General features: G+C 61.6%; 20 protein-coding genes and 1 tRNA gene. 7 read left to right on the forward strand and 14 right to left on the reverse strand.

Annotated features, from left to right (window positions below; all coding sequences use genetic code 11):
• Window positions 1–13: 13 nt before the first annotated feature.
• Together AC0L3C_RS25115 and proB are read right to left on the reverse strand one after the other, a co-directional pair.
• A complete protein-coding gene (locus AC0L3C_RS25115; protein ID WP_473264782.1) occupies window positions 14–1309 on the reverse strand; it encodes a glutamate-5-semialdehyde dehydrogenase in 1296 nt (431 codons plus the stop codon).
• A 266-nt stretch (window positions 1310–1575) separates the two neighbouring features.
• The gene (proB, locus tag AC0L3C_RS25120) at window positions 1576–2697 is read right to left on the reverse strand and encodes a glutamate 5-kinase (protein WP_279668884.1); all 1122 of its coding nucleotides are present in this window, start codon (window positions 2695–2697) and stop codon (window positions 1576–1578) included.
• Between the two features lie 166 nt (window positions 2698–2863).
• Here proB and AC0L3C_RS25125 point away from each other — a divergent pair, with 166 nt between their 5' ends.
• A complete protein-coding gene (locus AC0L3C_RS25125; protein WP_473409204.1) occupies window positions 2864–3829 on the forward strand; it encodes a Bug family tripartite tricarboxylate transporter substrate binding protein in 966 nt (321 codons plus the stop codon).
• A gap of 132 nt (window positions 3830–3961) precedes the next feature.
• Here the strand turns inward: AC0L3C_RS25125 and AC0L3C_RS25130 are convergent, their stop codons facing one another.
• The 3 genes from AC0L3C_RS25130 to AC0L3C_RS25140 form a co-directional block, all read right to left on the reverse strand.
• Entirely contained in the window at window positions 3962–5596 is a 1635-nt protein-coding gene (locus tag AC0L3C_RS25130) for an alkaline phosphatase family protein (RefSeq protein WP_473409205.1), read from the reverse strand.
• A 229-nt stretch (window positions 5597–5825) separates the two neighbouring features.
• Window positions 5826–6866, reverse strand: a complete 1041-nt coding sequence (gene obgE / locus AC0L3C_RS25135; protein WP_473281550.1) for a GTPase ObgE — start codon at window positions 6864–6866, stop codon at window positions 5826–5828.
• 113 nt (window positions 6867–6979) lie between these two features.
• The gene (locus tag AC0L3C_RS25140) at window positions 6980–7459 is read right to left on the reverse strand and encodes a MaoC family dehydratase (RefSeq protein ID WP_473409206.1); all 480 of its coding nucleotides are present in this window, start codon (window positions 7457–7459) and stop codon (window positions 6980–6982) included.
• Window positions 7460–7586: 127 nt separating this feature from the next.
• Between AC0L3C_RS25140 and AC0L3C_RS25145 the strand changes: the two genes are divergently transcribed.
• Window positions 7587–8498 (forward strand): DMT family transporter, encoded by a 912-nt coding sequence (locus tag AC0L3C_RS25145; protein ID WP_473409207.1) that lies wholly within the window; start codon window positions 7587–7589, stop codon window positions 8496–8498.
• 172 nt (window positions 8499–8670) lie between these two features.
• On the opposite strand, the gene AC0L3C_RS25150 is transcribed toward AC0L3C_RS25145, so the two are convergent.
• The 3 genes from AC0L3C_RS25150 to rplU form a co-directional block, all read right to left on the reverse strand.
• Window positions 8671–9264: a GNAT family N-acetyltransferase gene (locus AC0L3C_RS25150; RefSeq protein WP_473409208.1), complete on the reverse strand. Its 594-nt coding sequence runs from the start codon at window positions 9262–9264 to the stop codon at window positions 8671–8673.
• 156 nt (window positions 9265–9420) lie between these two features.
• Window positions 9421–9690: a 50S ribosomal protein L27 gene (gene rpmA / locus AC0L3C_RS25155; protein ID WP_007598923.1), complete on the reverse strand. Its 270-nt coding sequence runs from the start codon at window positions 9688–9690 to the stop codon at window positions 9421–9423.
• A 97-nt stretch (window positions 9691–9787) separates the two neighbouring features.
• Window positions 9788–10180, reverse strand: coding sequence for a 50S ribosomal protein L21 (rplU, locus tag AC0L3C_RS25160; protein WP_007604396.1), 393 nt, complete (start codon window positions 10178–10180; stop codon window positions 9788–9790).
• Between the two features lie 332 nt (window positions 10181–10512).
• On the opposite strand from rplU, the gene AC0L3C_RS25165 reads away from it, so the two are divergent.
• Both AC0L3C_RS25165 and AC0L3C_RS25170 read left to right on the forward strand, forming a co-directional pair.
• Window positions 10513–11652 carry an ROK family protein gene (locus AC0L3C_RS25165; RefSeq protein WP_473409209.1) on the forward strand — a complete coding sequence of 380 codons (1140 nt, stop codon included), beginning with the start codon at window positions 10513–10515 and terminating at the stop codon, window positions 11650–11652.
• A gap of 527 nt (window positions 11653–12179) precedes the next feature.
• A tRNA-Ser gene (locus AC0L3C_RS25170) sits at window positions 12180–12269 on the forward strand.
• A gap of 206 nt (window positions 12270–12475) precedes the next feature.
• Here AC0L3C_RS25170 and AC0L3C_RS25175 read toward each other — a convergent pair.
• The gene (locus AC0L3C_RS25175; protein ID WP_473409210.1) at window positions 12476–17074 is read right to left on the reverse strand and encodes an NACHT domain-containing protein; all 4599 of its coding nucleotides are present in this window, start codon (window positions 17072–17074) and stop codon (window positions 12476–12478) included.
• A gap of 794 nt (window positions 17075–17868) precedes the next feature.
• Between AC0L3C_RS25175 and AC0L3C_RS25180 the strand changes: the two genes are divergently transcribed.
• Window positions 17869–18729, forward strand: a complete 861-nt coding sequence (locus AC0L3C_RS25180) for a DMT family transporter (RefSeq protein ID WP_473409211.1) — start codon at window positions 17869–17871, stop codon at window positions 18727–18729.
• A gap of 13 nt (window positions 18730–18742) precedes the next feature.
• On the opposite strand, the gene AC0L3C_RS25185 is transcribed toward AC0L3C_RS25180, so the two are convergent.
• Together AC0L3C_RS25185 and AC0L3C_RS25190 are read right to left on the reverse strand one after the other, a co-directional pair.
• On the reverse strand, window positions 18743–19951 hold the full coding sequence (locus AC0L3C_RS25185; RefSeq protein ID WP_473409212.1) for an EAL domain-containing protein: 1209 nt from the start codon (window positions 19949–19951) through the stop codon (window positions 18743–18745).
• A 544-nt stretch (window positions 19952–20495) separates the two neighbouring features.
• A complete protein-coding gene (locus tag AC0L3C_RS25190; RefSeq protein WP_473409213.1) occupies window positions 20496–21659 on the reverse strand; it encodes a hypothetical protein in 1164 nt (387 codons plus the stop codon).
• A 338-nt stretch (window positions 21660–21997) separates the two neighbouring features.
• Between AC0L3C_RS25190 and AC0L3C_RS25195 the strand changes: the two genes are divergently transcribed.
• Entirely contained in the window at window positions 21998–22621 is a 624-nt protein-coding gene (locus AC0L3C_RS25195; RefSeq protein ID WP_473264799.1) for a helix-turn-helix transcriptional regulator, read from the forward strand.
• A 75-nt stretch (window positions 22622–22696) separates the two neighbouring features.
• Here the strand turns inward: AC0L3C_RS25195 and AC0L3C_RS25200 are convergent, their stop codons facing one another.
• The 3 genes from AC0L3C_RS25200 to AC0L3C_RS25210 form a co-directional block, all read right to left on the reverse strand.
• Window positions 22697–22945: a hypothetical protein gene (locus tag AC0L3C_RS25200; protein WP_007604412.1), complete on the reverse strand. Its 249-nt coding sequence runs from the start codon at window positions 22943–22945 to the stop codon at window positions 22697–22699.
• A 161-nt stretch (window positions 22946–23106) separates the two neighbouring features.
• On the reverse strand, window positions 23107–23484 hold the full coding sequence (locus AC0L3C_RS25205) for an Hpt domain-containing protein (protein ID WP_473409214.1): 378 nt from the start codon (window positions 23482–23484) through the stop codon (window positions 23107–23109).
• Window positions 23485–23641: 157 nt separating this feature from the next.
• A complete protein-coding gene (locus AC0L3C_RS25210; protein WP_473264801.1) occupies window positions 23642–24340 on the reverse strand; it encodes a Crp/Fnr family transcriptional regulator in 699 nt (232 codons plus the stop codon).
• A gap of 739 nt (window positions 24341–25079) precedes the next feature.
• Between AC0L3C_RS25210 and AC0L3C_RS25215 the strand changes: the two genes are divergently transcribed.
• Entirely contained in the window at window positions 25080–25502 is a 423-nt protein-coding gene (locus AC0L3C_RS25215; RefSeq protein WP_473409217.1) for a response regulator, read from the forward strand.
• The last annotated feature ends 500 nt before the right edge of the window (window positions 25503–26002 follow it).

The raw sequence follows: 26002 nt of genomic DNA on the forward strand, positions 1-26002 counted from the left end.
CGCCCTGCGTGGTCTACGGCCGCGTCTGCCCGGTGCCGTGAACGCGATATTTGAAGCTCGTCAGCTGCTCGGCGCCAACCGGGCCGCGGGCATGGAATCTGCCGGTGGCGATGCCGATCTCGGCGCCGAAGCCGAACTCGCCGCCGTCGGCGAACTGTGTCGAGGCGTTGTGCAGCACGATCGCGGAATCGACTTCGCTGAGGAATCTCTTCGCAGCGGTCTCATCGGCGCTCACGATCGCATCGGTATGGTGCGAGCCGTGGTTCTGGATATGCGCAATCGCGCCGTCGACGCCGTCGACCACCTTCGCTGCGATGATCGCATCGAGATATTCGGTGTCCCAATCGTCCGCGCTCGCGGGTTTGACGCGCGCATCGGTCTTTTGCACAGCGTCGTCGCCACGCACTTCGCAGCCGGCCTCGATCAGCATCTCGATCAGCGGCTTCAGGTTTTTACCGGCAGCGGCGCGATCGACCAGCAGTGTCTCGGCGGCGCCACAGACGCCGGTACGGCGCATCTTGGCGTTGAGCACGATCGATTTCGCCATGGCGAGGTCGGCGCTGCCGTCGATATAGACGTGATTGACGCCTTCGAGATGCGCGAACACCGGCACGCGCGCTTCCTGCTCGACACGTGCGACGAGGCTCTTGCCTCCGCGCGGCACGATCACGTCGACGGCACCGTTCAATCCCGACAGCATCTGGCCTACCGCCGCGCGGTCGCGCGTCGGTACCAGCGTGATTGCAGCCTCGGGGAGGCCCGCTTCGCGCAGGCCCTGCACCAGGCATTCATGGATCGCGCGGCAGGAGCGGAAACTGTCGGAGCCGCCGCGCAGGATCACGGCATTGCCCGACTTCAGGCACAGCACGCCGGCGTCCGCCGCAACGTTCGGGCGGCTCTCGAAGATCACGCCGACGACGCCGAGCGGCACGCGCACGCGCTCGATGGTCATGCCGTTCGGCCGTTGCCAGCTCTCGGTGACGATGCCGACCGGATCGGCAATGCCGCGCACGATGCCGATGCCCTCGGCCATGCCCTCGACCCGCGCCGGCGTCAGCGTCAGGCGATCGATGAAGGACGAGGTGGCGTTGCCGGAGGCGCGGGCCTCGGTGACGTCCTCGGCATTGGCGGCAAGGATCGCAGCGGCATTGTTGCGGATCGCCCGTTCCATGGCCTCGAGCGCCCGGTTCTTCTGCTCCGGCGGCGCCAGCGCCAGCACGCGCGCGGCAGCGCGGGCACGGGTACCGAGATCGGTCATCAGCGCCTGAAGATCGGCATTGCCGTCGACGGCTTTGAGGGGGGCGGCCATGGGAGTTTCAACCTTCTGCTAAGGCGGTGTCCTAGCACGGAAATCCCGCTTTTGCGAAGGGCGGGGCGGGTATGGCTGGTCTCCCGGTGTTGTGCCACCTCGGCCACTGGCCCAGCTCCGACGTCATGGCCGGGCTTGTCCCGGCCATCCACGCCTTGCCGCCAGCAAGAAAGAACGTGGATGCCCGGGCCTTCGCCTCGCCGAAGCGGCTTCGGCCGCGCAGGCGGGACAAGCCCGGGCATGACGGTTTGGGCGTCTGCCGGCCCTTACCCGCCCATCACCAGATCATCGCGGTGGATCATCTCGGACCTCCCGCTGATGCCGAGGATGGCCATCACATCGGGGGAGGAGCGGCCCTTGATCCGCTCGGCATCGTCGGCGTCATAGGCGATCAGGCCGCGGCCGACCTCGCTGGTGTCGGGGCCGCGCACGATCACGGCGTCGCCGCGGGCGAACTGGCCCTCGACCTTGATCACGCCGGCTGGCAGCAGGCTGGCGCCCGCGCGCAGCGCTGCGACCGCGCCGGCGTCGATGGTCAGCGTGCCCTTCGGCTCCAGCGAGCCTGCGATCCAGCGCTTTCGCGAGGTGATGGGATTGGCAGGCGTCAGGAACCAGGTGCAGCGGCCGCCATCGGCGATCGCCTGCAACGGATGCTCGATCTTGCCCGAGGCAATCAGCATATGCGTGCCGCCGGTGGTCGCGATTTTTGCGGCTTCGACCTTGGTGCGCATGCCGCCGCGCGATAGCTCGGACTCGGCCTCCCCTGCCACAGCCTCGATCTCGGAGGAGATGCTGTCGACGACGGGAATGAGCTTGGCGTTCGGGTTGTTCTTCGGCGGGGCGTCGTAAAGCCCGTCGATGTCGGACAGCAGCACCAGCAGATCCGCGCTCGCCATGGTGGCGACGCGCGCGGCCAAGCGGTCATTGTCGCCGTAGCGGATCTCGTTGGTGGCGACCGTGTCGTTCTCGTTGATCACGGGGATTGCGCGCCATTCCAGCAACTTGCCGATGGTGGAGCGCGCGTTGAGGTAGCGGCGGCGCTCCTCGGTGTCCTGCAGCGTCACCAGGATCTGGCCGGCGCCGATGCCGTGGGCGCCAAGGACCTCCGACCAGATCCGCGCCAGCGCGATCTGACCGACGGCGGCGGCTGCCTGGCTCTCCTCCAGCTTCAGCGGGCCGCGCGGCAATTTCAGGCGGCTGCGGCCGAGCGCGATCGAGCCGGAGGAGACGACGAGAACGTCACGCCCCTCGCGATGCAGCTTGGCCATGTCGTCGGCGAGCGCGGCAAGCCAGGACGCCCGCACCTCGCCCTTGTCGGAATCGACCAGCAGCGCGGAGCCGACCTTGACGACGATGCGGCGGAATTGACTGAGTTCGGGGCTGGCCATGTGTGTATGTGGTGTGTGTACGTGCTGGAGAGCGGCGCCGGTAAGGCCTGCTTTTGCAGCAGGACGATGGCTGGCGCAAGGCGGCAGGCCCCGTAAACGGCGCTTGTCCGGAGCGCCCGTCTGGCTCTAACTGTCGCCAACCATCATGGGCTCAAAGAGGAAACCAATGGATCGCCGCAACTTCATTGCCGGATGCCTCGGGTTGCCGTTGTTGGCGCAGGCGGGCGAAGCGCAAGCTCAGGCCGGGCTGACAAAGATGATCTTCCCGTTCGCGGCGGGAGCGGGCGGCGACACGCTGTGCCGGCTGATCGCGCAGGAGATGGCGCCGGCGCTGCAGCGCACCGTCGTGGTCGAGAACCGCACCGGCGGGGACGGCCTGATCGGCATCAAGGCGGTGAAAGGGGCCAGCCCCGACGGCAGCATGGTGCTGGTGACCACCGGGCCCACGATGTACCTGCTGCCGATGGTGGAGACGACCCCGAGCTTCAATACCGCAAGGGATTTCGTCCCGGTCTCGCTGCTGGCGCGGTTCGAGTTCGCCGTCGTGATCAGCCCGACGATCGATACCGCGGATTTTAAGGGATTTGTCGCCTGGCTGAAGGCGCATCCGGACAAGGCGTCGTTCGGCGTGCCGAGCAACGGCACCATCCCGCATTTCATGGGCTCCAAGCTCGAGAAGGACCTCGGCATTGCCCTGACGCGCGTGCCCTATCGCGGCAGCGCGCCCATCCTCAACGACATCATCGGCGGTCACATCTCTTTCGGCATCGTCACCTTGGCGGATGCGCTGCCGCAGCATCGTGCCAAGGGCGTGAAGATCATTGCGGTCGCGAGCGCCGAACGTTCGCCGTTTGCTTTGGAGGTGCCGACCTTGAAGGAGAGCGGCATCGATCTCGTCGCCGACGCCTGGTACGGCATGTGGCTTCCCGCCGGCAGCTCGCCGGAATTCGCGAGCAAGCTCGGCGCGGCCGCAAGCGCCGCGCTCGCCAAGCCCGAGGTGAAGGAAAAGCTCACCGCGATCGGGCTGATCCCGGTCGGCAGCAGCGCGGATGGTCTGACGAAGGAGCTCGCCGCCAACACCGCGTTCTGGCAACCGATCGTGAAGGCGACAGGGTACAAGATCGAGAATTAGTTTCTGTTTCCGCTCTCCGCCGTCATGGCCGGGCTTGTCCCGGCCATCCACGTGCACCGCCACTTGACGCAAGACGTGGATGCCCGGGTCAAGCCCGGGCATGACGAGCTGAGAGAGCCTCGTTCCGCTCACCTACAGCTTCGCGCGTTGCGCGATGCCGTCCTTGATCGACGCCAGCTCGGCTTCGTCCCAGATGCCGATCAGGATGCCGCCCTTCACCTGGAGCTGGTTGTCGGCATAGGCCGCGATCTTCTCGCGGGACGTTGTGATGTGGTCGTTGGGATGCAGCGCCCAGTCGAACAGCTCCGCCTGCAACCGCGCGATGATGCCGGCGCAATCGGGATCGTCCCCGCGATCCAGAAACTCCTCCGGATCGGTTTCGAGGTCATACAGCATCGGGCGGAAGCCCGAGGCGTGGATGTATTTCCAGCGGCCGTCGAACACCATGAACAGGCGGCAGCGCTCGATCGGCTGGTTCAGCTTCAGCCGCACGTCCTGCATGACATAGTCGTATTCGGAGAAAGCCACCTTGCGCCAATCCGGCGGCCTCTCGCCGCGCAGCAGCGGCAGCAGCGAGCGTCCTTCGAGGATGTGGCCCGGCACCTTGCCGCCGAAATAATCCACGAAGGTCGGCGCGAGATCGATGGCTTCGACCAGCGCATCGTTGCGCGTGCCGCGCGTCGCATCCGCCTCCTTCGAGGGATCGATGATAACAAGCGGGATCTTCGCCGACTGCTCGTGGAACAGATCCTTCTCGCCCATCCAGTGATCGCCGAGATAGTCGCCGTGATCGGAGGTGAACACGATCATGGTGCTGTCCGAGAGGCCGCGCTCCTCCAGAAACTTCATCAGCACACCCATCTGGTCGTCGATCTGGGTGATCAGGCCCATATAGGTCGGGATCACCTTCTCGCGGGCATCGTCGCGCGCCATGTTGCGGGAGTAGCGCATGTCCATATAGGCGCCGAATACCGGATGCGGATTCTGGCGCTCGCGCTCGGAGCGGATCACCGGAATCATGTCGTCCTTGGAATACATGCTGGCGTAGGGTTCGGGCGCGATGTAGGGCCAGTGCGGCTTGATGTAGGACAGATGCAGGCACCATGGCCTGCCGTCGGTCTCCGCTTCGCCGATGAAGTCCATCGCGCGGCGCGTCATGTAGGGCGTCTCGGAATGCTCGTCCGGCACGCGCGCGGCCTTGTCGGCGTGCACGAGCAGCCAGCCGTTTTGCAGGGAGCCGTCCTCGGCCGCACCTGAATTGGCCCAATGCTCCCAGGGATTGGGCGCATCGAAACCCTGCTGGCGCAGATATTCGTCGTATTTCGGACGCGGCCGCCCCGTGGGATGCAGGCCATCGTCGCGCTCATAGGGCTCGAACCCGCATTCGGCGACGTGCACGCCGATCATCGATTCCGGCGGGATGCCGAGTGCCTTCATCCCTTCGAGGTCGGGCGCCATGTGGGTCTTGCCGACCAGCACGTTGCGCACGCCGAGCTTCTTGAGGTGATCGCCGAGCGTGGGCTCGCCGACGCGCAGCGGCCAGCCGTTCCAGTGCGAGCCGTGCGAGCGCATGTAGCGCCCGGTGTAGAACGACATCCGCGAGGGGCCGCAGATCGGCGACTGCACATAGGCCTTGCTGAACAGCACGCCGCGCTTCGCCATGGCGTCGATGTTCGGCGTCTTCAGCGTGGGATGGCCGGTGCAGCCGAGATAGTCGTAGCGAAGCTGGTCGCACATGATCCAGAGAACGTTCTTCGCGCGCGCCATGCGTGATCCCTGCCGTGTCTTGATTGTGGGATGCTGCGCTATCGAGGGCGCGAAGACAAGAAGTTGGTGATGCGCCTTCTCGCAACTTCACATTCCAACGTCGTCCCGGCGAAGGCCGGGACCCATAACCACCGAATTAGGTTTGGCGAAGACAGGCAATGACCTTCTCGCGCTGCCACCGCTGCCTCGGCGTATGGGTCCCGGCCTTCGCCGGGACGACGGCGTGAGTTTAGGCCGACCACGGCTCCGCTTCGGCCGCGCTCTTCGCTTTCGCGGAGACCGGGCTCTCGCCGATCACATCCGCCAGGGCGCGCAGCGCTTCCTGCACGCCGTCGCCGGTGACGGCGGAGAGCAGCAGCGGCGTCTTCTTGGCGGCGCGCTTCAGCCGGTCCCTCTGCTTCTTCAGCTCGTCCGGCTCGACTGCGTCGATCTTGTTCAGCGCGACGATCTCGATCTTGTCGGTGAGCTGCCCGGCATAGGCGTCCAGCTCCGTTCGCACCGTCTTGTAAGCCTTGCCGGCATGCTCGCAGGTCGCATCGATGAGATGCAGCAGCACGCGGCAGCGCTCGACATGGGCGAGGAAGCGGTCGCCGAGACCGACGCCTTCATGCGCGCCTTCGATCAGGCCGGGGATATCAGCCAGCACGAACTCGCGGCCGTCGGCATTCACGACGCCGAGCTGCGGATGCAGCGTGGTGAAGGGATAGTCGGCGATCTTCGGCTTGGCCGCGCTGACTTTGGCGAGGAAGGTGGACTTGCCGGCATTGGGCAGGCCGACGAGGCCGGCATCCGCGATCAGCTTCAGCCGCAGCCAGATCCAGCGCTCCTCGCCGGTCTGGCCGGGATTGGCATTGCGCGGCGCGCGGTTGGTCGATGTCTTGAAATGGGCGTTGCCGAAGCCGCCATTGCCGCCTTCGGCCAGCACGAATTTTTCGCCCACCGTGGTGAAATCGTGGATCATGGTCTCGCGATCTTCGTCGAAGATCTGCGTGCCCAGCGGGACCTTCAGCACGATCGACTTGCCGTTGGCGCCATGGCGGTCCGAGCCTGAGCCGTTCTCGCCCTTCTGAGCCTTGAAGTGCTGCTGGTAGCGGTAGTCGATCAGCGTGTTCAGCCCGTCGGCGACCTCGATGATGACATTGCCGCCGCGGCCGCCGTTGCCGCCGGAGGGGCCGCCGAATTCGATGAATTTTTCGCGGCGGAACGCCACGCAGCCGTTTCCGCCGTCGCCGGAGCGGATATAGACCTTTGCTTCGTCAAGGAATTTCATGGGCCATAGGTAGGCCAGCCGGTCCCGCGCGGCAACCCGGATAGACCCGCAAATCGGCCGAATTTCCGCGATTTTGGGGCGTGCTTAACCCCAAGATGAGGTTCGGGACGACGTTAGTTGGGCCGGCGCCGGATCAGGAATTTCTGCGTGCCCTCCAGCACCAGCTCCTTGCGCTGGTTGAACACGGTGCTTTTGAGCGTCACCGCGCCGGTCGAGCGTCCCGGCACCAGCTCGGTGACCTCGAGCGCGGGATAGATTGTGTCCTCGGCGAATACCGGCTTGAGGAACCGGCTCGATTGCTCGAGGAAGCCGACCAGGGAGTCCTCGACCATGAACGGAAACAGGCCCGCGCCGGGTGCGGTGTGGATCAGCGTCTGGAAACCGTGGGCGAGCAGATGCGGCATGCCGCGGCTGCGGCAATACTCCACATCGTAATGCACCGGATGGGTATCGCCGCTCGCGGTCTGGAATGCCGCGAACACCGCCGTTGTCTGCGTGCGGCTCGGCAGCACGAAGCGCTCGCCGACCACGAAATCCTCAAACCAGCGTTGCGCCGGGATCATGCGATGCCGGGCCGGGTCGAAGTCGATCATGGCTAAGCTCTTTCCTGGCTCTTTTGTGAGACACCTGTCGCTACCGCGACGCGGAGACTGCGACAATCCGTTCAATTCGTCCAACGCGGGCTTGTCGCGACGGCCTGCGTCATTACAACGGCGCTCGATGCCTCTGTTCAAGAATCTCTCGGCCTATGACGAACGCTCGGCGCGGCTCGCCGGGATTGCGCTCATGGTGCTGTCGATCTTCATGTTCTCGTTCGGCGATGCCATGGGCAAGTTCCTGGTCGGGACTTATTCGGTGGGGCAGCTGCTGTTCCTGCGCGCCTGCGCGGCGCTGCTGCTGCTGTCGCCGCTGGTCTGGCGGCAGCGTCACCAGTTCCTGCATCTGGAGCGGCCGGGCCTCCAGCTTTTTCGCGTCGTGTTGTCGACGCTGGAAGTGGCGGCCTTCTTCCTTGCGACGGTTTATCTGCCGCTCGCCGACGTCATCACCTATTATCTCGCCGGGCCCATTTTCGTCACGGCGATGTCGGCGATTTTCCTGGGCGAGAAGGTCGGCTGGCGGCGCTGGACGGCGATCCTGATCGGCTTCTGTGGCGTGCTGATCGCGCTGCGGCCCTCGGCGCAGACGGCGAGCCTGCCGGCGCTGATCGCGCTTGGCGGCAGTCTTTCCTTTGCAACGCTGATGCTGATCACCCGCAGCCTGCGCAAGACGCCCGACATCGTGATGGCGTCGTCGCAATTCGTCGGCACGTTTGTGCTGGGCGCGGTGCTGTCGGCGTTCCACTGGGTGCCGCCGACATCGGGCAGCCTCGTGATCTTCGCGCTGGCGGGATGCGTCTCGGTCACGGCGCTGTTCTGCGTCAACCGCTCGCTCAAGCTCGCGCCGGCCAGCGTCGTCGTGCCCTATCAATATTCGATGATCGTCTGGGCGGTGATCTTCGGCTTCGTCGTGTTCGGCGACGTGCCCGAAATCGCCACCATCGTCGGCGCCGCGATCATCATCGGCGCCGGGTTCTATATTTACTTGCGTGAGCGCGATCTCGGGCGGGACGAGCAGGTGAATCCGCCGGCGTAATCACAGCCCAATAAATTCGAGCGTCGTCCTGGACAAGCGGAGCGCAGATCCAGGACCCATTACCCCAGGGAGGAGTTAGGCGAAGACTCGTGGTTGGCACTTCGCGCCACGACTTCTCCCTGGGGTAATGGGTCCTGGCTTTCGCCAGGACGACAGTTGAGGCGCCTCCGGCCTACCTCACCCTTCGCGCACTGCTCCAGCTCTTCAGCGACGCCCACACGCCCCGTGAAAGGCGGAAGCAGTCGACCGGCGTGGACGAGCCGAGCGCCAGGAAGCGATGCAGCTGGACGCCGCTCCACTGGAAGCCGCACTTCTCCAGCACGTTGCGCGAGGCCGGGTTGGTGACGCGCGCACCTGAATAGAGATGATCGTCCTCGAACTCCTCGAAGAAGAAGTCGATCGCGCCGCGCGCGGCTTCGGTGGCAAAGCCCCGGCCCCAATGCTCGACGCCGAGCCAATAGCCGAGCTCGGCATTGTCGGGCGTCGAGCAGTCGATGCCGACCATGCCGATGGGTCCGCTGTCATGCTCGATCAGGAACACGGTCTCGTTGCCGGGCGCGGCGGTGGCGCGGACGAAGGCGATAGCGTCGTCCTGCGAATAGGGATGCGGGAGGCGCCTTGTGTTGTCGGCGACGCGGCGGTCGTTGGCGAGAAGGGCGATGGTCCTGACGTCGGCGAGGGTCGGCCGCCGCAAGGTCAGCCGCTCGGTGGCGACGACGCTGGGTCTCGCCTCCCGCAAGGTCACGCTCGAAAAATCCTGCAACATGTCCGGCTCCGTCGAAGTCACTAAGTGAAAAGTGAGCACGCAAACGAAAGGGGAGGCCGGTTTCCCGCCTCCCCCTGGAGCCTTCGATCTCTTTTGATCTCAAGGACTCCGCCGGTTCGGTCTGGGACCCGGCGGACTCCAAATTTGATCCACCGTCTATTCAGCCGCCTCTGCGAGCGGGAGTACCGAGATGAAGGTGCGGCCGTTGGCTTTGGCCTGGAACGTTACGCGGCCCTCGACCTTGGCGAACAAGGTGTGGTCCGTGCCCATGCCGACATTAAGGCCGGGATGCCAGGTGGTGCCGCGCTGACGCGCAATGATGTTGCCGGGAATGACGACTTCCCCGCCGAACGCCTTGATACCGAGGCGCTTGCCCTTGGAATCGCGACCGTTGCGCGATGAACCGCCTGCTTTTTTGTGAGCCATGGCTCGTCTCCGAAATTCTACGTATGTCTAGATCAATTCCTTGACGGAATCATTTCACAATTTCTCACGCATCACTTCGTGATGGCGCGTGATCAAATTATGCGGCGGCCTCTTCGGTCGTGGTCTCTGGCTTGGCGACCTTTTCCCGCTTCGGACGCGGCCCCTTGGTGGGCTTGGCGCCGTCCGTCAGGATCTCCGAGATGCGCAGCACGGTGATCTCGTCGCGATAGCCGCGCTTGCGGCGCGAGTTCTTGCGGCGGCGCTTCTTGAAAGCGATGACCTTGGGACCGCGCTTGTGGTCGAGCACTTCGACCGCGACGGAGGCGCCTGCGACCGTGGGCAGACCCAGGATCGGCGTGTCGCCGCCGACCAGGAGAACTTCATTGAGCTGCACGATCGAGCCGACTTCGCCTTCGATCTTGCCTACTTCCAGGACATCATCCGGAACGACGCGGTACTGCCGGCCGCCGGTTTTGATGACTGCGAACATCGTTGTTTTCCTTCGTGTTCATTCCCGGCCTCGCGACATATTGTCGGGGCCGGCTTTTTGTCAGTCGTTATGGGTTTATGCGAGTTTTGTGCGGGCGGGAGTTATCCCTTTGAAAACCCACGCAAAAACAAGCGGCGCGAGAAACGCCCCGCGCCGGTTGCGAGATTTATAGCCGCTGATCGTCGAGAGTCAAGGAAAAGCCGGCGAAAACGGCCCGGATTTGAAGCATTTGGGCCCGATCCGGCCCGCGGGCGAATTTCGGACCGCGCCGCAACCAACAGGTTCCCCCGCCGTTGTCCCGGCGAATTCAGTCACACGGGCAAGGGGCTACCATGGCAACAGACGAGCTGGTCAAGACGACGACGGGCATCGCCCATCACGGCGCGGAGCGGCTGCCCTCGGTGGACATCGACAGCTTCAACATCGAGATGAAGGACGAGGACGGCTTCATCGGCGACCGCGCCAGCAAGGGCGCGTTCAGGGAGATCCTCGAGCGCTGGCGCAAGCCGCTGCGCAAGTCCGGCGAGGACCCGTTCGGCAAGGAGCCGTCGGAGGAGATCAGCAAGAAGACGCTGGACGCCATCCTGGTCGGCGACGACACCGAGGCTTGGGCGGTGGTGCATAGCGCCATCGAGGACTTCGCCCAGGAGCTCGCTTACGTCACCCGCCGCTTCCTCAAGTCCAAGGCCTGGGCCAAGACCGAGCGCATCGTGGTCGGCGGCGGTTTTCGCGATTCCCGGCTCGGCGAGCTCGCGATCGCGCGCACCGAGATCATCCTCATGGCCGAGGGCTTCAAGATCGACATGCTGCCGATCCGTCATCATCCCGACGAAGCCGGCCTGATCGGCGCGCTGCATCTGGCGCCGTCGTGGATCTTCGAGGCCCATGACAGCATCCTCGCCGTCGATATCGGCGGCACCAATATCCGCTGCGGCCTTGTGGAGACCAGCTGGAAAAAGGCAAAAGACCTGTCGAAAGCCAAGGTCGTGAAGTCCGAGCTGTGGCGTCATGCCGACGACGAGCCGACGCGCGAAGGCGCGGTGAAGCGTCTCACGAAGATGCTGAAGGGGCTGATCACCGAGGCCGAAAAGGAAGGCTACAAGCTGGCGCCGTTCATCGGCATTGCCTGTCCCGGCGTGATCAACGCGGACGGCTCCATCGAGAAGGGCGCGCAGAACCTGCCGGGCAATTGGGAGAGCAGCAAGTTCAACCTGCCGGCGAGCCTGCTCGACGGCATCCCTTCCATCGGCGAGCACGACACCGCGATCCTGATGCACAATGACGGCGTGGTTCAGGGCCTCTCCGAGGTGCCGTTCATGCAGGACGTCGATCGCTGGGGCGTGCTCACCATCGGCACGGGGCTCGGCAATGCCCGCTTCACCAACCGCCGCAAGGACAACGGCAAGGACAAGGATAACGGAAAAGACGGGGATTCCACGGGCAACGGGAAGAAAAAGGGCAAGTCCGACTGAAGCGTTTTCGAGCGAAGTGGACACCGGTTCGCGTGAAGAAAACGCGTCAAAAACAGGAATCTGGAGCCCCGTTCCGATCCCATCGGAACGGAAACGGCTCCAGAGTAACCTTGACTGGTTAGGTTAAGGACCGGATTGCGTTGCGGTGCACGGGCCGCACGCTACGGTCGGAACCGTCGCCTCACCTGGCCGGCGAAGCCGCCCTTCCCAGCCAGTATTTCAATGAGCGGCACGGGACCGCCAGTGTTTACCGCGTCTGGCGGTCCCACCCCGCCTTTTGCGGGTACCAGTGATTCGGGCGCCGACGTGCCACATCGGGCTCGCGCCGGGTCAGTGGCGAACGGCTCAGGCCCATTCCCGCGCAAACCGCTGCCGAAATCCGTGATCGCCCCCGATCATCACCGTGACATCGTGGGTCCAGCCGGAAAACCGGCCCGATTTTCGCCCTCGCAAGCCTTGTCTGGCCCGCCATCCTCGCCTATTAACGCCCGAACCACAGGGGCCATGCTCCTTACTTGGCGCCTTCAGGAGAGGTGGCAGAGTGGTCGAATGCACCGCACTCGAAATGCGGCATAGGTGCAAGCCTATCGGGGGTTCGAATCCCTCCCTCTCCGCCAACAGGCCAGCCGACGGCCGGACCAATTTACGGGCTATCTCGTTAACTGTTTAAGGAATAGCTCTCTACGCGGAGAATCGACTCGAGGGTCGCCTTCGTACCCCAAGTAAGCTCGGCAGTCGCAAACCACACGCGGCCAGTCCTCTTTGCCAATCTCAGCGGATATGGATTTCGTTCAGCGGTCACCGTGGTCCAAACGAAGATCACCTAATTACGAAACCGGATCAATTTGCCTTTCCAATTCCCGTTATCTTCGAAGAAGAAACCGATGAAGTCCTTGCGCGCGAATTGCCCGTGCCTCCCCATGCCGTGATTAGTCCCTAAGCCTCCATCTTTTTCCACCCACACTCTCCATACAACCTTGAAATCGTGGTTCTTTGCAAATTCCTCGATGAGGTCCTGGCGGATAACTGTGACACCCGCAAGAAATGTTGGATTGTCAGAAAACGCTGGTTTACCGTCATCTGTTACAAAGAACGTGGACCAGCCGTTCTTCGGACTAAGCTTTAATTCTGCAAGCAGAGCTGGATGCGGTGTGGAGAACTCCGGTTCATCCGAAACGCCGCTTCGATCATACTCACTATATTTGGGCGAAAAGCGCTCAGTTATGCGCGCAAAACTAAAGTCAGCTGCGCGGTACGGCAATGAAAGAGCCGGCACTGACGCGCAATGCCTAAAGCTCCTCTGGCCAAAGAGAGAGGGCGAGGACCAACTGTTCTCGAATACATCGTGATGATCTTGATTGATCCTCTCTGTGGTCAAGCATTGTAGTTTTTCCAACTCCGCTTGGTTAGCGAGGATGAGTTCAATTCCATATTGAGCACTTCTGAATGGTTCAGTCGATTCGAAACCCTTCATGTAATCCGTGCTTCTGCAAAAGCTCTGCTGCAAGCACCACTGGTGCCCATCTGCACCCGATTGAATGAGAAATTGTACAGGGTCTGGAATATCATCCAGCGTTTCTGTCCAGGCCATGTTGTTTTCGGGACTGTCCGGAATAAACGCCATTTCTGGTACGCGTACTCCACCCGGAAAATAGATTTCAGCGGGTTTGCTGAATGAACCACCCAAATAAGTCGCATCGATATCAGCACGTTTGAAATCTTCAAGGCAGCTTAGGACGCTAGGTTCCTTGTCCCAATCCACATACCAGTGATGGTCAGCAAGATAGCCGACTAACTCGCCAAACGCGATGTGCTGATATTTCTTGCCAATTCTTTCGATTTGATGGCTATACCTATCATGCGAATATCGCAGCCGGTTTCTTTCGATTTCCTCGTGCAGGCCTTGCTGCCAACCGAGTTCCTGCGTTCGATTGAAGACCCAACATTGACCCTTCAAAAGCGAAAACGTCGGGATTCGATCCTGCCGAAGATCTGATAGCGGCTGAAGTCGCTCGTATTCTTCTTTCATCTCGTTGGATAACAACGTTAAGAGCGATCTTTCGGCTTCCGAATAAAGCTTTTCGAGTCCCTCCTTCGCAATTCCTTCATTGGTATCGACGTCTCCCCGAGCGCGATCATGCCCGCGAACATGTTCCATAAGGTCAGAGAATTTAAGGCTTTCCTGCAACTCTGCTAATCGGGCGAGTTCGAAAGAGATGTCTCGGGCATGGGCCCCGAGCGCTGCAACCTTATCCCAAAAGCTCTTTATCTGGTCCTTCCGAGATGAAGGAGGCCAATCGCCGCGAACGACCTCGGAAAAGCTTTCAATTCTGCCCATGGTATAGCGGCCAAAGTCTCCGGCCATGATGAGCGCCTTTCCATCAAAGTGCTCACCGAAGAATCCAACGACGGAACTGAAGATGGAGCTAGCGCTACCCCTGTTGGATGCGGTCTGCTCCAAAGTCGGCCAGTCGGATATGAGTTCTGACGAATAAGGTGGCGCGGACCGCAGCATCAGTTTGTCATCAAGATCGACATTGTTAAAGGCAGCGTGATTGACGATGATTTGTGCGTATCGCCTTGTCCAGGCATGGCGTTCCACAGGGCTGCGTCGGAACACCATACTGTCGGCTGCGAGCGCAGCAGCTTTAAGAACGCCAATATCATCGCAGTAGAGAGCGCCAGCCGCAGCGGCAGCCAAGACACGTTCGCGGACATAAGAATCGTCCCATTCGGAAAATTCGTCGATCAACATTGAGATCTCAAAGGGAAACTTAATGAGCAAGCTTGCTAAAGCCTTAGTCGCGCAGTCTCGAAGCTCTCTGTCCATAGTCGATGTCATCAGAGCAAGCGCGATCGCCACCTGATGAATCTTCTCCGCCTCGATCTCAGATTTTGGAGCGACCCAAGCCCAGTCAATCAGTTGCTGTATGACAGACCAATCATCATCGTAGGTCTCGGTTTTCCCAACTAAATAGACCGACCATTTCGCATCCCGCTCTCCGAGTGGCAGTGATGCAAGATATCTTTTCAAGTAGGACGCGTTAAGCAAGCAGTTCGACAGTGGGGCCAATTCCAGAAGTAGGTCAAACCAGCTATTGTCGTCGATCGCCGGATCGTTTTTATCTTCTCGTCGACGCTGTCGCTCTAATAGCTCTACTGTTCGCTCTGAAATGTCTTGGCTTCGTCTCCACAAAAGAGATGAAGTGAACTCTTCCACTAAGACGCGAATACTCTCAAAGAATTTTTCTTCAATTAACGGCAGCTCTTGTCCTAGTCGAGCCGGAGTCAGAGCGAGAAGGGCAACGCGTGGCCCAGCGAACTCACGGTATCGGTCCGCAGAAAATAGGTAAGCATACTTCCCCCCGCTCTTTAGGGCTTCAGCAAGCACTGTAGGGGTTCTGCACTCGCGAATGACTGCGTCAGCAATGAAGTAATCACTGAATTTCTGAAATCCAAACGATACGCGTTTTCCAGTATCTGACTCGTCGGAAGGAAAATCTAACAACAATCCTTCATCTATAAGGCGCTGTAACAGCCGGTCGCTCTGTTTTGCTGGTGGTGCGAGGTCGACCGCTTCTTCACAAATCTTGTGAGCGAACTCGAACGCAACGTATTCGCTCCCTCCGGCCGCCATTTCTGATGACAGTCTTCTCATTATTTTCGGAAGTTTTTGGTCGTTCAGCGAAATACGATCAAACCCTTTCGTAATCAGGTTTTGCTCAACTGCGCCGAGCCAGAACGATATTAATGTCGCAATGGAATCTAGGCCGCGCGGGAACGACACTTGTCCCGTCGCTTTCATGAAATCCACCGCCGTCGACAGAAACAGTGGATTATAAAGAATTTCGTTCAAGCCAAATATGGGAGCCGATGGGCGCTCAATACCATTCCTGTCGAGATATTCCTTTGCCGCCTCACCCAGGTGACCTCTAAATCCATGATGTGAAATCTGAGTTATATTTAACCCGGGCCTGATGCAGAGTTCTCGATAGGAAGAGCGAATAGAGACACAGAGTGCGATACGGTTGAATTTTTTGATTTGTGTGATGAGGCTTGGTAATCCGCCTTCCCATCCTCGAGCAAACAAGCTCTCATTTATTCCGTCGATGACAAGGAGGGCCGAACTCCCGCTCGCCAGTGCCGCAGCATGTAGTGCAGCCAAGAATGTCTCGAATCTGAGATCGCCGACGTCTAGGTATTGCAACAAATCCTGTTCGGGTCTGTCACCGTGATCGAGAACCCGCGCGGGTACGAACAGCGCGGGATTACCATTTCCTATGTGGGTCGCCACTTCGTTGGCTAGGAGGTGGGATTTTCCAACACCTGCGTCTCCAGCCACAAGTAGGATAGGACATTTTAGTAGCTCTATTTCGGACGGCGAGAATTCAAAGGCGGCTTCCTCGATCTTCTCGGCGATTTTCCTTATTTCGCTTCGGACATCGCTAGAATGTACATTTGTCGAAATCTTCTTGCCCGTTTCATCATCTATTTTCTCGGTTCGCTCCCATTGCGCGTCGATCACGGTTCGATATGACAGGTCTTCGTTTCTGATCGTGTTGAAGGTTTTCAAGGTTTCCGTTAATTGGTGGGCATATAGATCCTCGTAGTCGCAATCGGCCAACGCGCTGTGAAGTTCGTTAAGGCGCTCCAGTAGGCTGCTGCAATTCTGCTTGAGGGTACCAATGTCACCGGCCGTTTTTGCGAGCGATTGAACTTTGGCTATGGCATCAGCCACTTGCCGTGAGACATCTCGAAAGCGCGTTTCGGAGCTCGCGTCTCGCTTCAGGATACGGATTGTGTCGGCTATCCCAACTTCCACGTGGTCGTCAGGACGGTATCGCTTGCCAATATAGGCTAGGGATTTAGCTAGACGTTGTTTGAACCACTCGATGTCTAGAGCTTGGCTGTCAAACCAATAAAGACGCATACCGGCATAGATTGAATCTCGGCGCTGTAACTTGTTTACGAAATAACTCTCATCCCAGAGCTCAACCGAGACCACTCGACTGAGCTTCGCAGCTTCAGCGCCGCACCACGTCTTGAAGTTGTTCCAATTCTTTGTCTGAGTATTTTGTCCTCCCTCGGCATGACCTGAGAAGTTTCGGGGAACGGCAACATAATAGCGGTCTAGCTGTGGGAAGTTCGCTAACGCTGCACTGAACGACTTTCTGAGCTGGGCAACCTCGGACGCTCCGAATGAATCGGGAAAGTATTTGCTTTGCCAACCCCACACGCGACCGCCGGGAAATCTGACCAATATTTCGACCCCGCCGTCGGCGCCGGGCCCGCGGTTTTCGATCGACGTAGAGTTTTCCGGCGGCTCAGCGAGCACCAACTGGCGGGTAAGCTCCTCAAATCCATCGTTTTGGGAACTCCTATGCTTACGGATGTTGCGAAAGTTGATGTCAGGATTGGTCAAGCTCGGTTCCGATTTCAATCGATGCCATTAATGCTGGATTTCGGGATCATCCCGATTCTCTCTGAGCAACCGACACTAGCACAACCACCACGTAGTTCTCCTTTTGTCGTTCGGCCATCTCAGCATGCGGCGCTGGGATTAGCCTCGGCATTCTCGCTGCTATAAACGAGTCCGCCGCAGCTGCGACGCTGGGGTGCCATGCCGCGAAGTTCTTGCCTTGCGCGCCGAGCGCCCTCTCGATCTGCATGCGGATTTGCGTCTCGTGGCGCATCGCTGATGCTGCCGACGACCCGGGACCAGACGATATCTACGAAATCGAAATGCGACTTCTCGACGCTACTGCACGCGGTCTGCGAGTATCTGTTACTTGCGAGAGCACGCCGCTTCTGAATGCTTCATCGATCTGAATGAAACGCGCTGCACATGCAGGCGAACTGGTCAGGCACCGGGTAACGAGCGCTTGTGATCTGTGATCCTGTCGGGCGGAACAGGCCGATCGCTCTTCAATGGGCTCAGTGTCGACCAGGCCCTTCGCAATCATGACATCCTGCTCCTGTTTTTGCCCGACGAGTCAAACCACGCGCGATGTCGTCCGAACCGCCGACACCGATGATCGCTGCCGCATCCCGCGATTCCGCCCCCGCGTAAGTCATTGATCTTGCAGCCCCCGTCTACTGTGCATGGGGTTGTTTTCGCGGTTTTTGTTGTTGGGCCTTGGAAATCTTACAGGTAATCGTCACGCCACCCCGGCTGGCCTCGCCAGCTCGGACCACCACCGACAAGGCGAGACCACCATGCAATCTTCCGGCAGCGGCTGGGGCAACGGGCTTCTTGGCGTCATCATCTTCAGCGGCTCGCTGCCGGCGACGCGCGTGGCGGTCGGCGGGTTCTCCGCGCTGTTCCTGACCTCGGTGCGCGCGGTCATCGCGGCGCTGATCGGCGTGGCCGTGCTCGGCCTGCTCCGTCAGGCGCGGCCGCAGCGCAAGGATCTCGTCTCGCTCGCCATCGTCGCCATCGGCGTCGTGGTCGGCTTTCCCTTGCTGACGGCGCTTGCGCTCCAGCACATCACCTCGGCGCATTCGATCGTCTTCATCGGGCTCTTGCCGCTGTCGACCGCGGTCTTCGGCGTGCTGCGCGGCGGCGAGCGGCCGCAGCCGATGTTCTGGCTGTTCGCGATTCTGGGCAGCGCCACCGTCGCGGGCTTTGCGCTGTCCAACGACGGCACCGCATCGCTCACCGGCGATCTGCTGATGGTCGCGGCGATCGTGCTGTGCGGGCTCGGCTACGCCGAAGGCGCCGCGCTGTCGCGCCGGCTCGGCGGCTGGCAGGTGATCTCCTGGGCGCTGCTGCTGTCGCTGCCGCTGATGCTGCCGGTCGCGATTTGGACCTGGCCGTCGACATGGAGCGGCGTCGGTGTGCCCGCCTGGATCGGGCTCGCCTATGTCTCGGTGTTCAGCATGTTCGTCGGCTTCATCTTCTGGTACCGCGGGCTCGCGATCGGCGGCATCGCCCGAATCGGCCAGTTGCAGCAGCTCCAGCCGTTCTTCGGCCTCGCGCTTGCCGGCCTGCTTCTGCACGAACCGGTGGCCTGGAGCATGATCGTGGCGACCGCGCTGGTGGTCGCCTGCGTGTTCTTCGCGCGGCGGTTTGCCTGACGCCGCCTCACTCTCACCCCATCACCGTCCGCGTCAGCGTGCTCCGCGCGAACTTCTTCAGCGGCATCGGCTTGCCGAACAGAAAACCCTGCACGAGGTCGAAGCCGAGCTCGTTGGCAGTGACGAGGTCGGCGCGGCTCTCGACGCCCTCGGCGACGGCGTGCACGCCATAGCCATGCGAAAGCTCGACGATGTGGCGGCACACCGTGCGCTTGAGGCGATCGGTGCCGCTGCCGGTGACGAAGTGCCGGTCGGCCTTCAGCTTGATGAAGGGAAGTTTTCCGACGTCCATCAGCGATGGCCAGTTGGCGCCGAGATTGTCGATCGACAGGCCGATATTGTGCAGACGCAGCTCGCGGGCGACCTCGACCAGGAGATCGAGGTCGCGGATCGCCTCCTCGCTCTCGATCTCGATCGTCAGCCCGCCGAACGCCGGATGCGTCGGCATGCGGCGGCAGAGATCGCGCACGGCCTGCGGCTCCTTCAGATATGACGCCGGCAAATTGATCGCGAGGTCGACCGGGCTCTGCTGCTCCAGCAGATAGTGCCAGTCCTGCACGGCGCGCTCGATCACGAATTCGGAGAGGTCGCGCAGATGCGGGTCGTGCTCTTCGGGGATGAAATAGGCCGGCGGCACCACGCCCCAGGTCGGATGCCGCATCCGCACCAGCGCCTCGGCGCCGTTGCGGATCAGCGTGCGCGCGTCGATCTTGGGCTGGTACCAGAGCTCGAGCCAGCCGGCGTGCAAGGCCTCGCCGACATGCACGGCCGGGCTCGGCGCCGGCTCCTGCGGCAACAGCATCGCGACGCGCTCGCGCAGCGTCTCCGCGGCAAACGGCGTGGTCAGCGGCGGCAGCATCTTGAGGCCGTATTCCTCGCCGACCTGCTGCACCGCCCTGACGATGATCGACTCGCGGGCGCCGACAGTCAGAACCCTGCCGTCGAAGGCCTCGCGCACCAGCGTCTCCAGAAATGTGCCGGGCTCGATGCCGTCGGCGGCGATGCCGAGCAGGATCAGGTCGGGCAGTTCGCTCGTCAGCACGCTCTGCAGCTCCTCGGCGCTCGCGCATTCCGTGGTGACGAAGCCGAGATCCTCCAGCACTTCCGCGAGAAACGCGCGCAGATGGCGCTTGCCGTCGGCCACGCAGGCGCGCGGCTTCATCTTTCGCCGTCCGAAGGTCTTCGGCCTTCGTTCGGCGAGTTCTACAATGTCGTCGTTCATCGCAAGCACTCCCGTTCCGTGCGGTGTGTTAGCGACGTGAGCAGTTTCAAATATGGAGGGCTTCAGTCGATTGTCGAATTATCTGGGTAACGTTAAAGCACCCATCATGTCTAAAATTGTCTGGGTCTCGTTCGAGAAGTTTTTACGCCTGCACGCGCATCGGGCGCAGGGTTGCGACAATCACGGGAGATTTCGCGACGTGCAGTAAGACTGCATGCGCGCGCACTGTCCTGCAATTGGACCAAGCCGCGCGCGCCTCGCCCAATTGAATAATGGAGCGCCTCAATTGCGCGTCATGCGCGCATTTTTCCCGGTTCGCTCGTGACGGTTCTGCGACAATGCGTCGGTGCGCGCTGGCGCCAATGTGAAGCACATCACAAGCGGATTGCTGCACGTGCGCTATTGCTGTGGGCAGCCGGTGGTGGGCTGTCGAGGATCGCAGCAATGACGTCGCGGCGAATAATGTATTGGTGGTTCAGGTTCGTGCTGTCAGGGCGATTTCTCGATCGCTTCCTGTGCCTGCCGCGCGCGCATTAGCGCGGGATCAGGTTTGGCCGATCAGCTTGCGCAACGCGGCCGCGCCGTCCTCGATCGCATCGCGTCCCTTCCAGGCCAGATAGGACAGCTTTCCACCGAGCGTGTCGTGGCTGCGCAGCCGGCGCGAACCGAGAATGTGGCCGACATTGGAGGGGAAGCGGCTCACCTCGGCGGACACCAGCGCCGCGATCGCGTCCATCAATTGCTGGAGCCGAATGCCCCATTCGCAATGCTCGATGCCGTCGATCCGAACCTTGAGCGCATATTCGGTCTCATAGATCTCGGCGAGCAGGTCGCGCGCGATCAGCACCCGGTTGTGCCGGAGCGCGATGCGCAAGGCGAGGCGCCTGTCGTCGAGCTGGTCGAGCACCATGTGAACGACGCAGGCATAGGGCGTGGCGGCGACATCGGCAGCGCTCTTGCTCGCGGCGGCCTTGGTGGCAAGGCGCACCAATTGCCAGAACGTCTTCAGCCGCCTCGCCACCAGCGTCAGCGCGAACGGCAACGCCTCGGGATGGGCCTTCTTGAAGGCGTCCAATCGTGCGGTGATCTGATCAACCTGGCCGTCGTCGAACTTCGCGATCTTCTCGGGCAGCCTTTCGTTGAACTTCGGCAGCGCGGCGCCGGCGCGCAGGACATGTTGCATCTTCTTCACGTCGTCGAAGGCGGTGCGCGATGCCGTATATTGCGCGAGCTTGCCGCGCGCGAACTCGGTGCTCTCTGCGGACGCGAGGGTGCTCTCGAGAACCTTGACGACCTTGGTCTGGAAGGTCGATGCGATCTTCAGCACTTCCTTCTGGTTGTTGGCGGCGACCTGGTCGTTGATCGCCTTGGTGTAGTCGCGCGCCATGGTCGGCAGCAGGTCGCGGCAGATCCACTCCCAGATCGGGGTGAGGGTGTTGCGCGAAATCCGCCCCATATTGGCATGCTCGGGCGCGCCGTCGATCAGGAGCAGCTCGAGCGGCGCAAAGAAATGGCGCGAGGGGCTGGTGGCGCGCGCCTGGCTCGATCCGTCCTTGCGAAATTCGGCGCGCAACCGGGACTGGAGGTCGGACGAGCCCGGCATGTCGATGCCGCACAGCTCCAGCCGTTCGAGTTCGCTGAGCAGGCAGCTACGCGACAGCGGCGTCAGCTTCTGCAAGAAGTTCGATAGCTGGTCGATGTCGTTCATGGCACGCAATCTTCCGCAACGATTCCAGCAGGCCTACCGGCCCAATGCATGGAGGCATTTGCGCGCTCTCAATTGCGACATAGAGAAGCAAGCCGCCGTTAATATATCCGTAAAATCCGGGTCCGCAGGTAATCGGCGCGGATCGGCGTTAAGAAGACTTCGTGTCATCCGCCCACCATTTGGGCAGGTTCCGCAATCTAAGAATGTCGAGGGACATTGCCACTCAAGCATAAAGTGTGCCGGCGTCGAGATTTCAGCACAAAACTGCCAAATTCACCGTAGTCTTACGGAGCATAAAGTTAACCACAGATCGCGTCGGGTTCCGCTAAACGAGGGACATGGGGTCACAGAATGATACGGCCACTGATTCGCGGCCGTCGGGATGGTACGAAAGCAACGCCGCTCCAACTGAAGAGCTCGATGTCGTCCGTCTGAACGCCGCCCGTGCCGAGGCGGCCGACGAAATGGCCGCCGCCATTGCCCGCGAGCTCAACGGTCCCCTCACGGCGCTCCTGCTCTACATGGGCGAGATCAAGCATCACAGCGATCAGCTCGCGCCGGTGACGGGCGACCGTGCCTATCTGCAGCGGGTGGTGGAGAATGCGCTGGTGCAGACCGAGCGGGTTTGTGGCCTCGTCAAACGGCTGGCCGGTTCGCCCACGGGCGGCCTGCCGACCGCGTCCAGGGCCGAGGACGCCGAACCAAAGCTCGCGCGCGCACCACAGCCGCAGCGCGTGCCGAGCGCCGAAATGCACGGCCTGTCAGGGCAGAAGCGGCTGACCAAGCGCGAGCGCGAAGTGCTGAGGCTGATCAGCGAGGGATATTCGAACAAGCAGGGTGCGCTTCGGATGCAGATCAGTCCGCGCACCTTCGAGAGCCATCGCGCCGAGGCTATGCGGAAGCTCGGTGCGCGCAACACGGCGGACCTCGTCCGTGCGGCGCTGCTGCATTCGATCGACTGAAGGCTCTTGCCCGGGCCGCCCGCCAGCGACGAGGCCCAAGCGTGAGACGTGGAAGACCCGGGGCTTCGACTACGCTCAGAAATAATCTTCGGCGAAGGGACGCGCGCGCGGCGAGGGTCGCAGCGGCTTGAGCTCCTCCTTCGGCACGTTGGGAATGATCGTGATGGTCCAGCGGGGCGGCATGCTCGATTCCTGCTCCAGCACCGAACGCACGAAGCCGGTCACCGTCGCCTCGCCAGCGGCCACCGTTGCCATCCGGCCGTTGAACTGTGCGATGCGGAAGCGGCGAACTTCTTTCTGGTCCGCGGTCTCGTAGGTGAACATGGAAACCCTCCTGGTTTCCGGCGACTATCGCTGCCTATGATTAGCCATCTGTGAAAATCCCAAGCCGTAGAAGTACGGCGGGCATGCACGCGTGAGTGGTTGGAGCGTTTTCGAGTGAAGTGAATACCGTTTGGCGTTAAGAAAACGCCTCAAATAAGAATCTAGTCCGCCGGCTCCTGCGCGCGTGCGGTGGCGTAGGCCGCGTCCATCAGGTCCAGGAGGTCGCGAAATCCGGCGTCGCCGAGCCTCTCCGCGGTCGTCTCCAGCCGCAGCGCCAGCACCGCGAGCCTGACATAGCCGAACGTTCCGGCCGCGCTCTTCAGCGAATGCGCTTCGCGCGCGATCCTGCCATGGTGCTGCGCGAGCGAGAGCGTGCGGAACAATTGCAGACGCGCGCAGGTCTCGCTCCAGAACACGTCGCGCACTTCGCAAGCACCGTCCTCGCCGATCTCGCGCACCAGCGCCTGATACGCGCCCGTTTCGCGCGCGGGCTCGGCATCGAGCGCTGTCTGCGCAGGCGCGACGGTGACTTCGAACATGGTTTGGCCTGCCTCGATCACGGTTCGTTTGCCGCCGGCCCGTACAGGCGCGCGCGGCACGTCCGTGTCTACGGCATCTGGATTTCAGTTCCGATAGCAGGACAATCCGTGTTTGCGGGCCGGAATTAGCGGCCGGTTTACCACGCCGAAGAACCGGTCAGCGCGGGCCGAGCAGCCGGTCATACTGCGCCTTCACGGTGGCGTAGCATTCGCACGCCGTCTGGCGCAGGCCGTCCAGGTTGAGGATCTGGATGTGTCCGCGGCTGTAGTTGATGAAATTCGCCTGCTGCAAGGTATTGGCGACCAGCGACACGCTGTTGCGCCGAGCGCCGATCATCTGCGCCATCGCCTCCTGTGTCAGCAGCAGCCGGTAGTCGCCGGAGAGGTCATGGGTGTGCAGCAGGCAGCGCGACAGCCGCGACTCCACCGGATGGGCGGCGTTGCAGCCCGCGGTCTGCTGCACCTGCGCGTAGACCGCCAGTCCGTGACGCGTGAGCAGCGTCCGCAGGGTGCCGCTCTGGTCGGCCGCGACGCGCAGCCGGTCGAGGTCCATCATCGAGGCGGAGCCGGGAACCAGCACGATGGCCGTGTTCAGCGCGCAGGCATCCCCCATGGTCGAGAGCGTTCCGAGCAGGCTGTCTCGGCCGATCATGGCGACTTGCACGTGCTCGCCCCTGGCGAGCTCCACCACCAGCGAGATGACGCCGCGATGAGGAAAGTAGGCGCGCTTGAGCGTTTCGCCGGTCTCGACCAGCACCGCGTCATGCGGCAGATCGCCCGTACGCAGGTGCGGGCGGATCAATTCATAATCGTCTGCCGACAGCGCGGACAGGAAGCCGTTGGAGGAACGCACCATCGTTTCCAAAGTAGCCTCCCGTCTCCCGGACCAGTGGGCCGCAGCACCCGAAACTGCTTGCCGTCCGGGTAAGTTCCATCATGTTCCCGTCGGGATATATTGGCAATTGGGACAAGTTGTCCGATCGCAGTCAGCGCCGCTGCACGTCGGCCTCGCCAAGACAGATTCACTGACCATTTCCAAGGTGCCGAGCTGTTGTCCCAGCAGATCCAGATCGGTCGACTGGAGCATCGGTCGGAGGACGGTCGCGGTCATGGTTGATCCGATGCGTTTCGAACTGATCCGCGCCGCGTCCGGTTCGTCATCCGGTTGTGCGGCAGCAAACCTTATTGTAATGGTTGTGTCGCCCTGCGTATACCCGTTGGGGGGCAGACAAGCTGGGCCATTTGCGGCGGAAATGAGAATTGCCCGCTGATTCGCTCATCAGCCGGCGCGCCAGCCCTGCGACGTTGTGCAGGTAAAAGCGGCAAGGGGGCCTTCATGGGCCGGAAGCACTGCATCCGCGCTGTCATCGGACGCCGGTCGATCCGTGCACTCTCTTTGGTCGGACGAGTGGCTGCCGTCGTCAAACGCTGCTTCGGAGTTTGGCGCCGCGTGGCCGCAGATTCCGCGTCAATCTTCTTTCCCGCTCCGCCAAGGACGTTCTCAATAGTCCATTTCTCGAGCAAAGGAGCATGGCGTGCGCCACGGTTCAATTATTGAATCGCCAAATCGGGAAGCTCAAACGGGGACAGAAGATCTGCGCCATATTCTCGTCGTCGACGACGACCCGATGGTCTGCATGGCCATCGAGGTCTATCTCCAGCGCAACGATTTTCGGGTGACGATCGCCGAAGGAGGGGAAGCCGGACTTCGCGCGCTCGAACACCAACAGTTCGATCTGATGATCATCGATATCTTCATGCCGCACATGCGCGGGTTCGAATCGGTCAGGATCTTTCACGAGGGCGCGCCGGCCGTTCCGCTGATCGCGATGTCCGGCTACGCGTTCGCAAATCTGAATTCGCCAGCCCCCGATTTCCTCCGGATGGCGCTGGAGCTCGGTGCGGCGCGGTGTCTGCGCAAGCCGTTCACGCCGCACGCGCTGCTCGCCGCCATCACCGATTGCCTGGCGGAGCACCGTCCCCACGGCGACCTCGCCTCGGCCGCGCGCCTGGGTTAGCGCCGGCACCGGCCGCAGTGGACGCGGGTAACGGTTCGTTTACCGCAAATGCGGGTCTTGCGTATCCCGGCAAAGCACCAAGCGAAAGTGGCGGGACCGCCGCGGATTGCAGGCGGTTCGATCCAATTCCGCGAAGACCGCGCATATCGTCCTTCACAAGCAGGGCTTTCCCGCGCGCCTGGTCCCGCTGTTATCGGCACGTTCACCTCACGCGTCTCGCCGTTGCGGCGCGGGGCCGGTTTTGCCGAAAAACGCTGTCGCATGCGGTCGAACGGCAAACTTGTCGTCAATATCCGTATTAGCACGGAGGATGAAATTAACGGGACCGTGAAAGGGGATGTCTAACGATCCAAGGTGGGGACTTCCGCTCATGCCAGCGCGGCTCGGGTGTCGAGGTCCAGATCCAGGTCAGTAAGGCGTAGCTCATGGATGATCTGTTGCGGGAGTTTTTGACGGAAACCAGTGAGAGCCTGGACACCGTGGACAATCAGCTGGTGAAG

The organism is Bradyrhizobium sp. WSM4872 (genome assembly GCF_055811715.1).

What these genes read in the sequence shown, in the direction of transcription:
- AC0L3C_RS25145 (WP_473409207.1), top strand. Translation starts at nt 7,587, where the DNA reads ATGCCTCTGTTCAAGAATCTCTCGGCCTATGACGAACGCTCGGCGCGG.
- AC0L3C_RS25200 (WP_007604412.1), bottom strand. Translation starts at nt 22,945, where the DNA reads ATGTTCACCTACGAGACCGCGGACCAGAAAGAAGTTCGCCGCTTCCGC.
- rplU (WP_007604396.1), bottom strand. Translation starts at nt 10,180, where the DNA reads ATGTTCGCAGTCATCAAAACCGGCGGCCGGCAGTACCGCGTCGTTCCG.
- AC0L3C_RS25185 (WP_473409212.1), bottom strand. Translation starts at nt 19,951, where the DNA reads ATGAACGACGACATTGTAGAACTCGCCGAACGAAGGCCGAAGACCTTC.
- AC0L3C_RS25195 (WP_473264799.1), top strand. Translation starts at nt 21,998, where the DNA reads ATGGGGTCACAGAATGATACGGCCACTGATTCGCGGCCGTCGGGATGG.
- AC0L3C_RS25125 (WP_473409204.1), top strand. Translation starts at nt 2,864, where the DNA reads ATGGATCGCCGCAACTTCATTGCCGGATGCCTCGGGTTGCCGTTGTTG.
- AC0L3C_RS25130 (WP_473409205.1), bottom strand. Translation starts at nt 5,596, where the DNA reads ATGGCGCGCGCGAAGAACGTTCTCTGGATCATGTGCGACCAGCTTCGC.
- proB (WP_279668884.1), bottom strand. Translation starts at nt 2,697, where the DNA reads ATGGCCAGCCCCGAACTCAGTCAATTCCGCCGCATCGTCGTCAAGGTC.
- AC0L3C_RS25205 (WP_473409214.1), bottom strand. Translation starts at nt 23,484, where the DNA reads ATGTTCGAAGTCACCGTCGCGCCTGCGCAGACAGCGCTCGATGCCGAG.
- AC0L3C_RS25190 (WP_473409213.1), bottom strand. Translation starts at nt 21,659, where the DNA reads ATGAACGACATCGACCAGCTATCGAACTTCTTGCAGAAGCTGACGCCG.
- AC0L3C_RS25165 (WP_473409209.1), top strand. Translation starts at nt 10,513, where the DNA reads ATGGCAACAGACGAGCTGGTCAAGACGACGACGGGCATCGCCCATCAC.
- AC0L3C_RS25150 (WP_473409208.1), bottom strand. Translation starts at nt 9,264, where the DNA reads ATGTTGCAGGATTTTTCGAGCGTGACCTTGCGGGAGGCGAGACCCAGC.
- obgE (WP_473281550.1), bottom strand. Translation starts at nt 6,866, where the DNA reads ATGAAATTCCTTGACGAAGCAAAGGTCTATATCCGCTCCGGCGACGGC.
- AC0L3C_RS25115 (WP_473264782.1), bottom strand. Translation starts at nt 1,309, where the DNA reads ATGGCCGCCCCCCTCAAAGCCGTCGACGGCAATGCCGATCTTCAGGCG.
- AC0L3C_RS25210 (WP_473264801.1), bottom strand. Translation starts at nt 24,340, where the DNA reads ATGGTGCGTTCCTCCAACGGCTTCCTGTCCGCGCTGTCGGCAGACGAT.
- AC0L3C_RS25140 (WP_473409206.1), bottom strand. Translation starts at nt 7,459, where the DNA reads ATGATCGACTTCGACCCGGCCCGGCATCGCATGATCCCGGCGCAACGC.
- AC0L3C_RS25180 (WP_473409211.1), top strand. Translation starts at nt 17,869, where the DNA reads ATGCAATCTTCCGGCAGCGGCTGGGGCAACGGGCTTCTTGGCGTCATC.
- rpmA (WP_007598923.1), bottom strand. Translation starts at nt 9,690, where the DNA reads ATGGCTCACAAAAAAGCAGGCGGTTCATCGCGCAACGGTCGCGATTCC.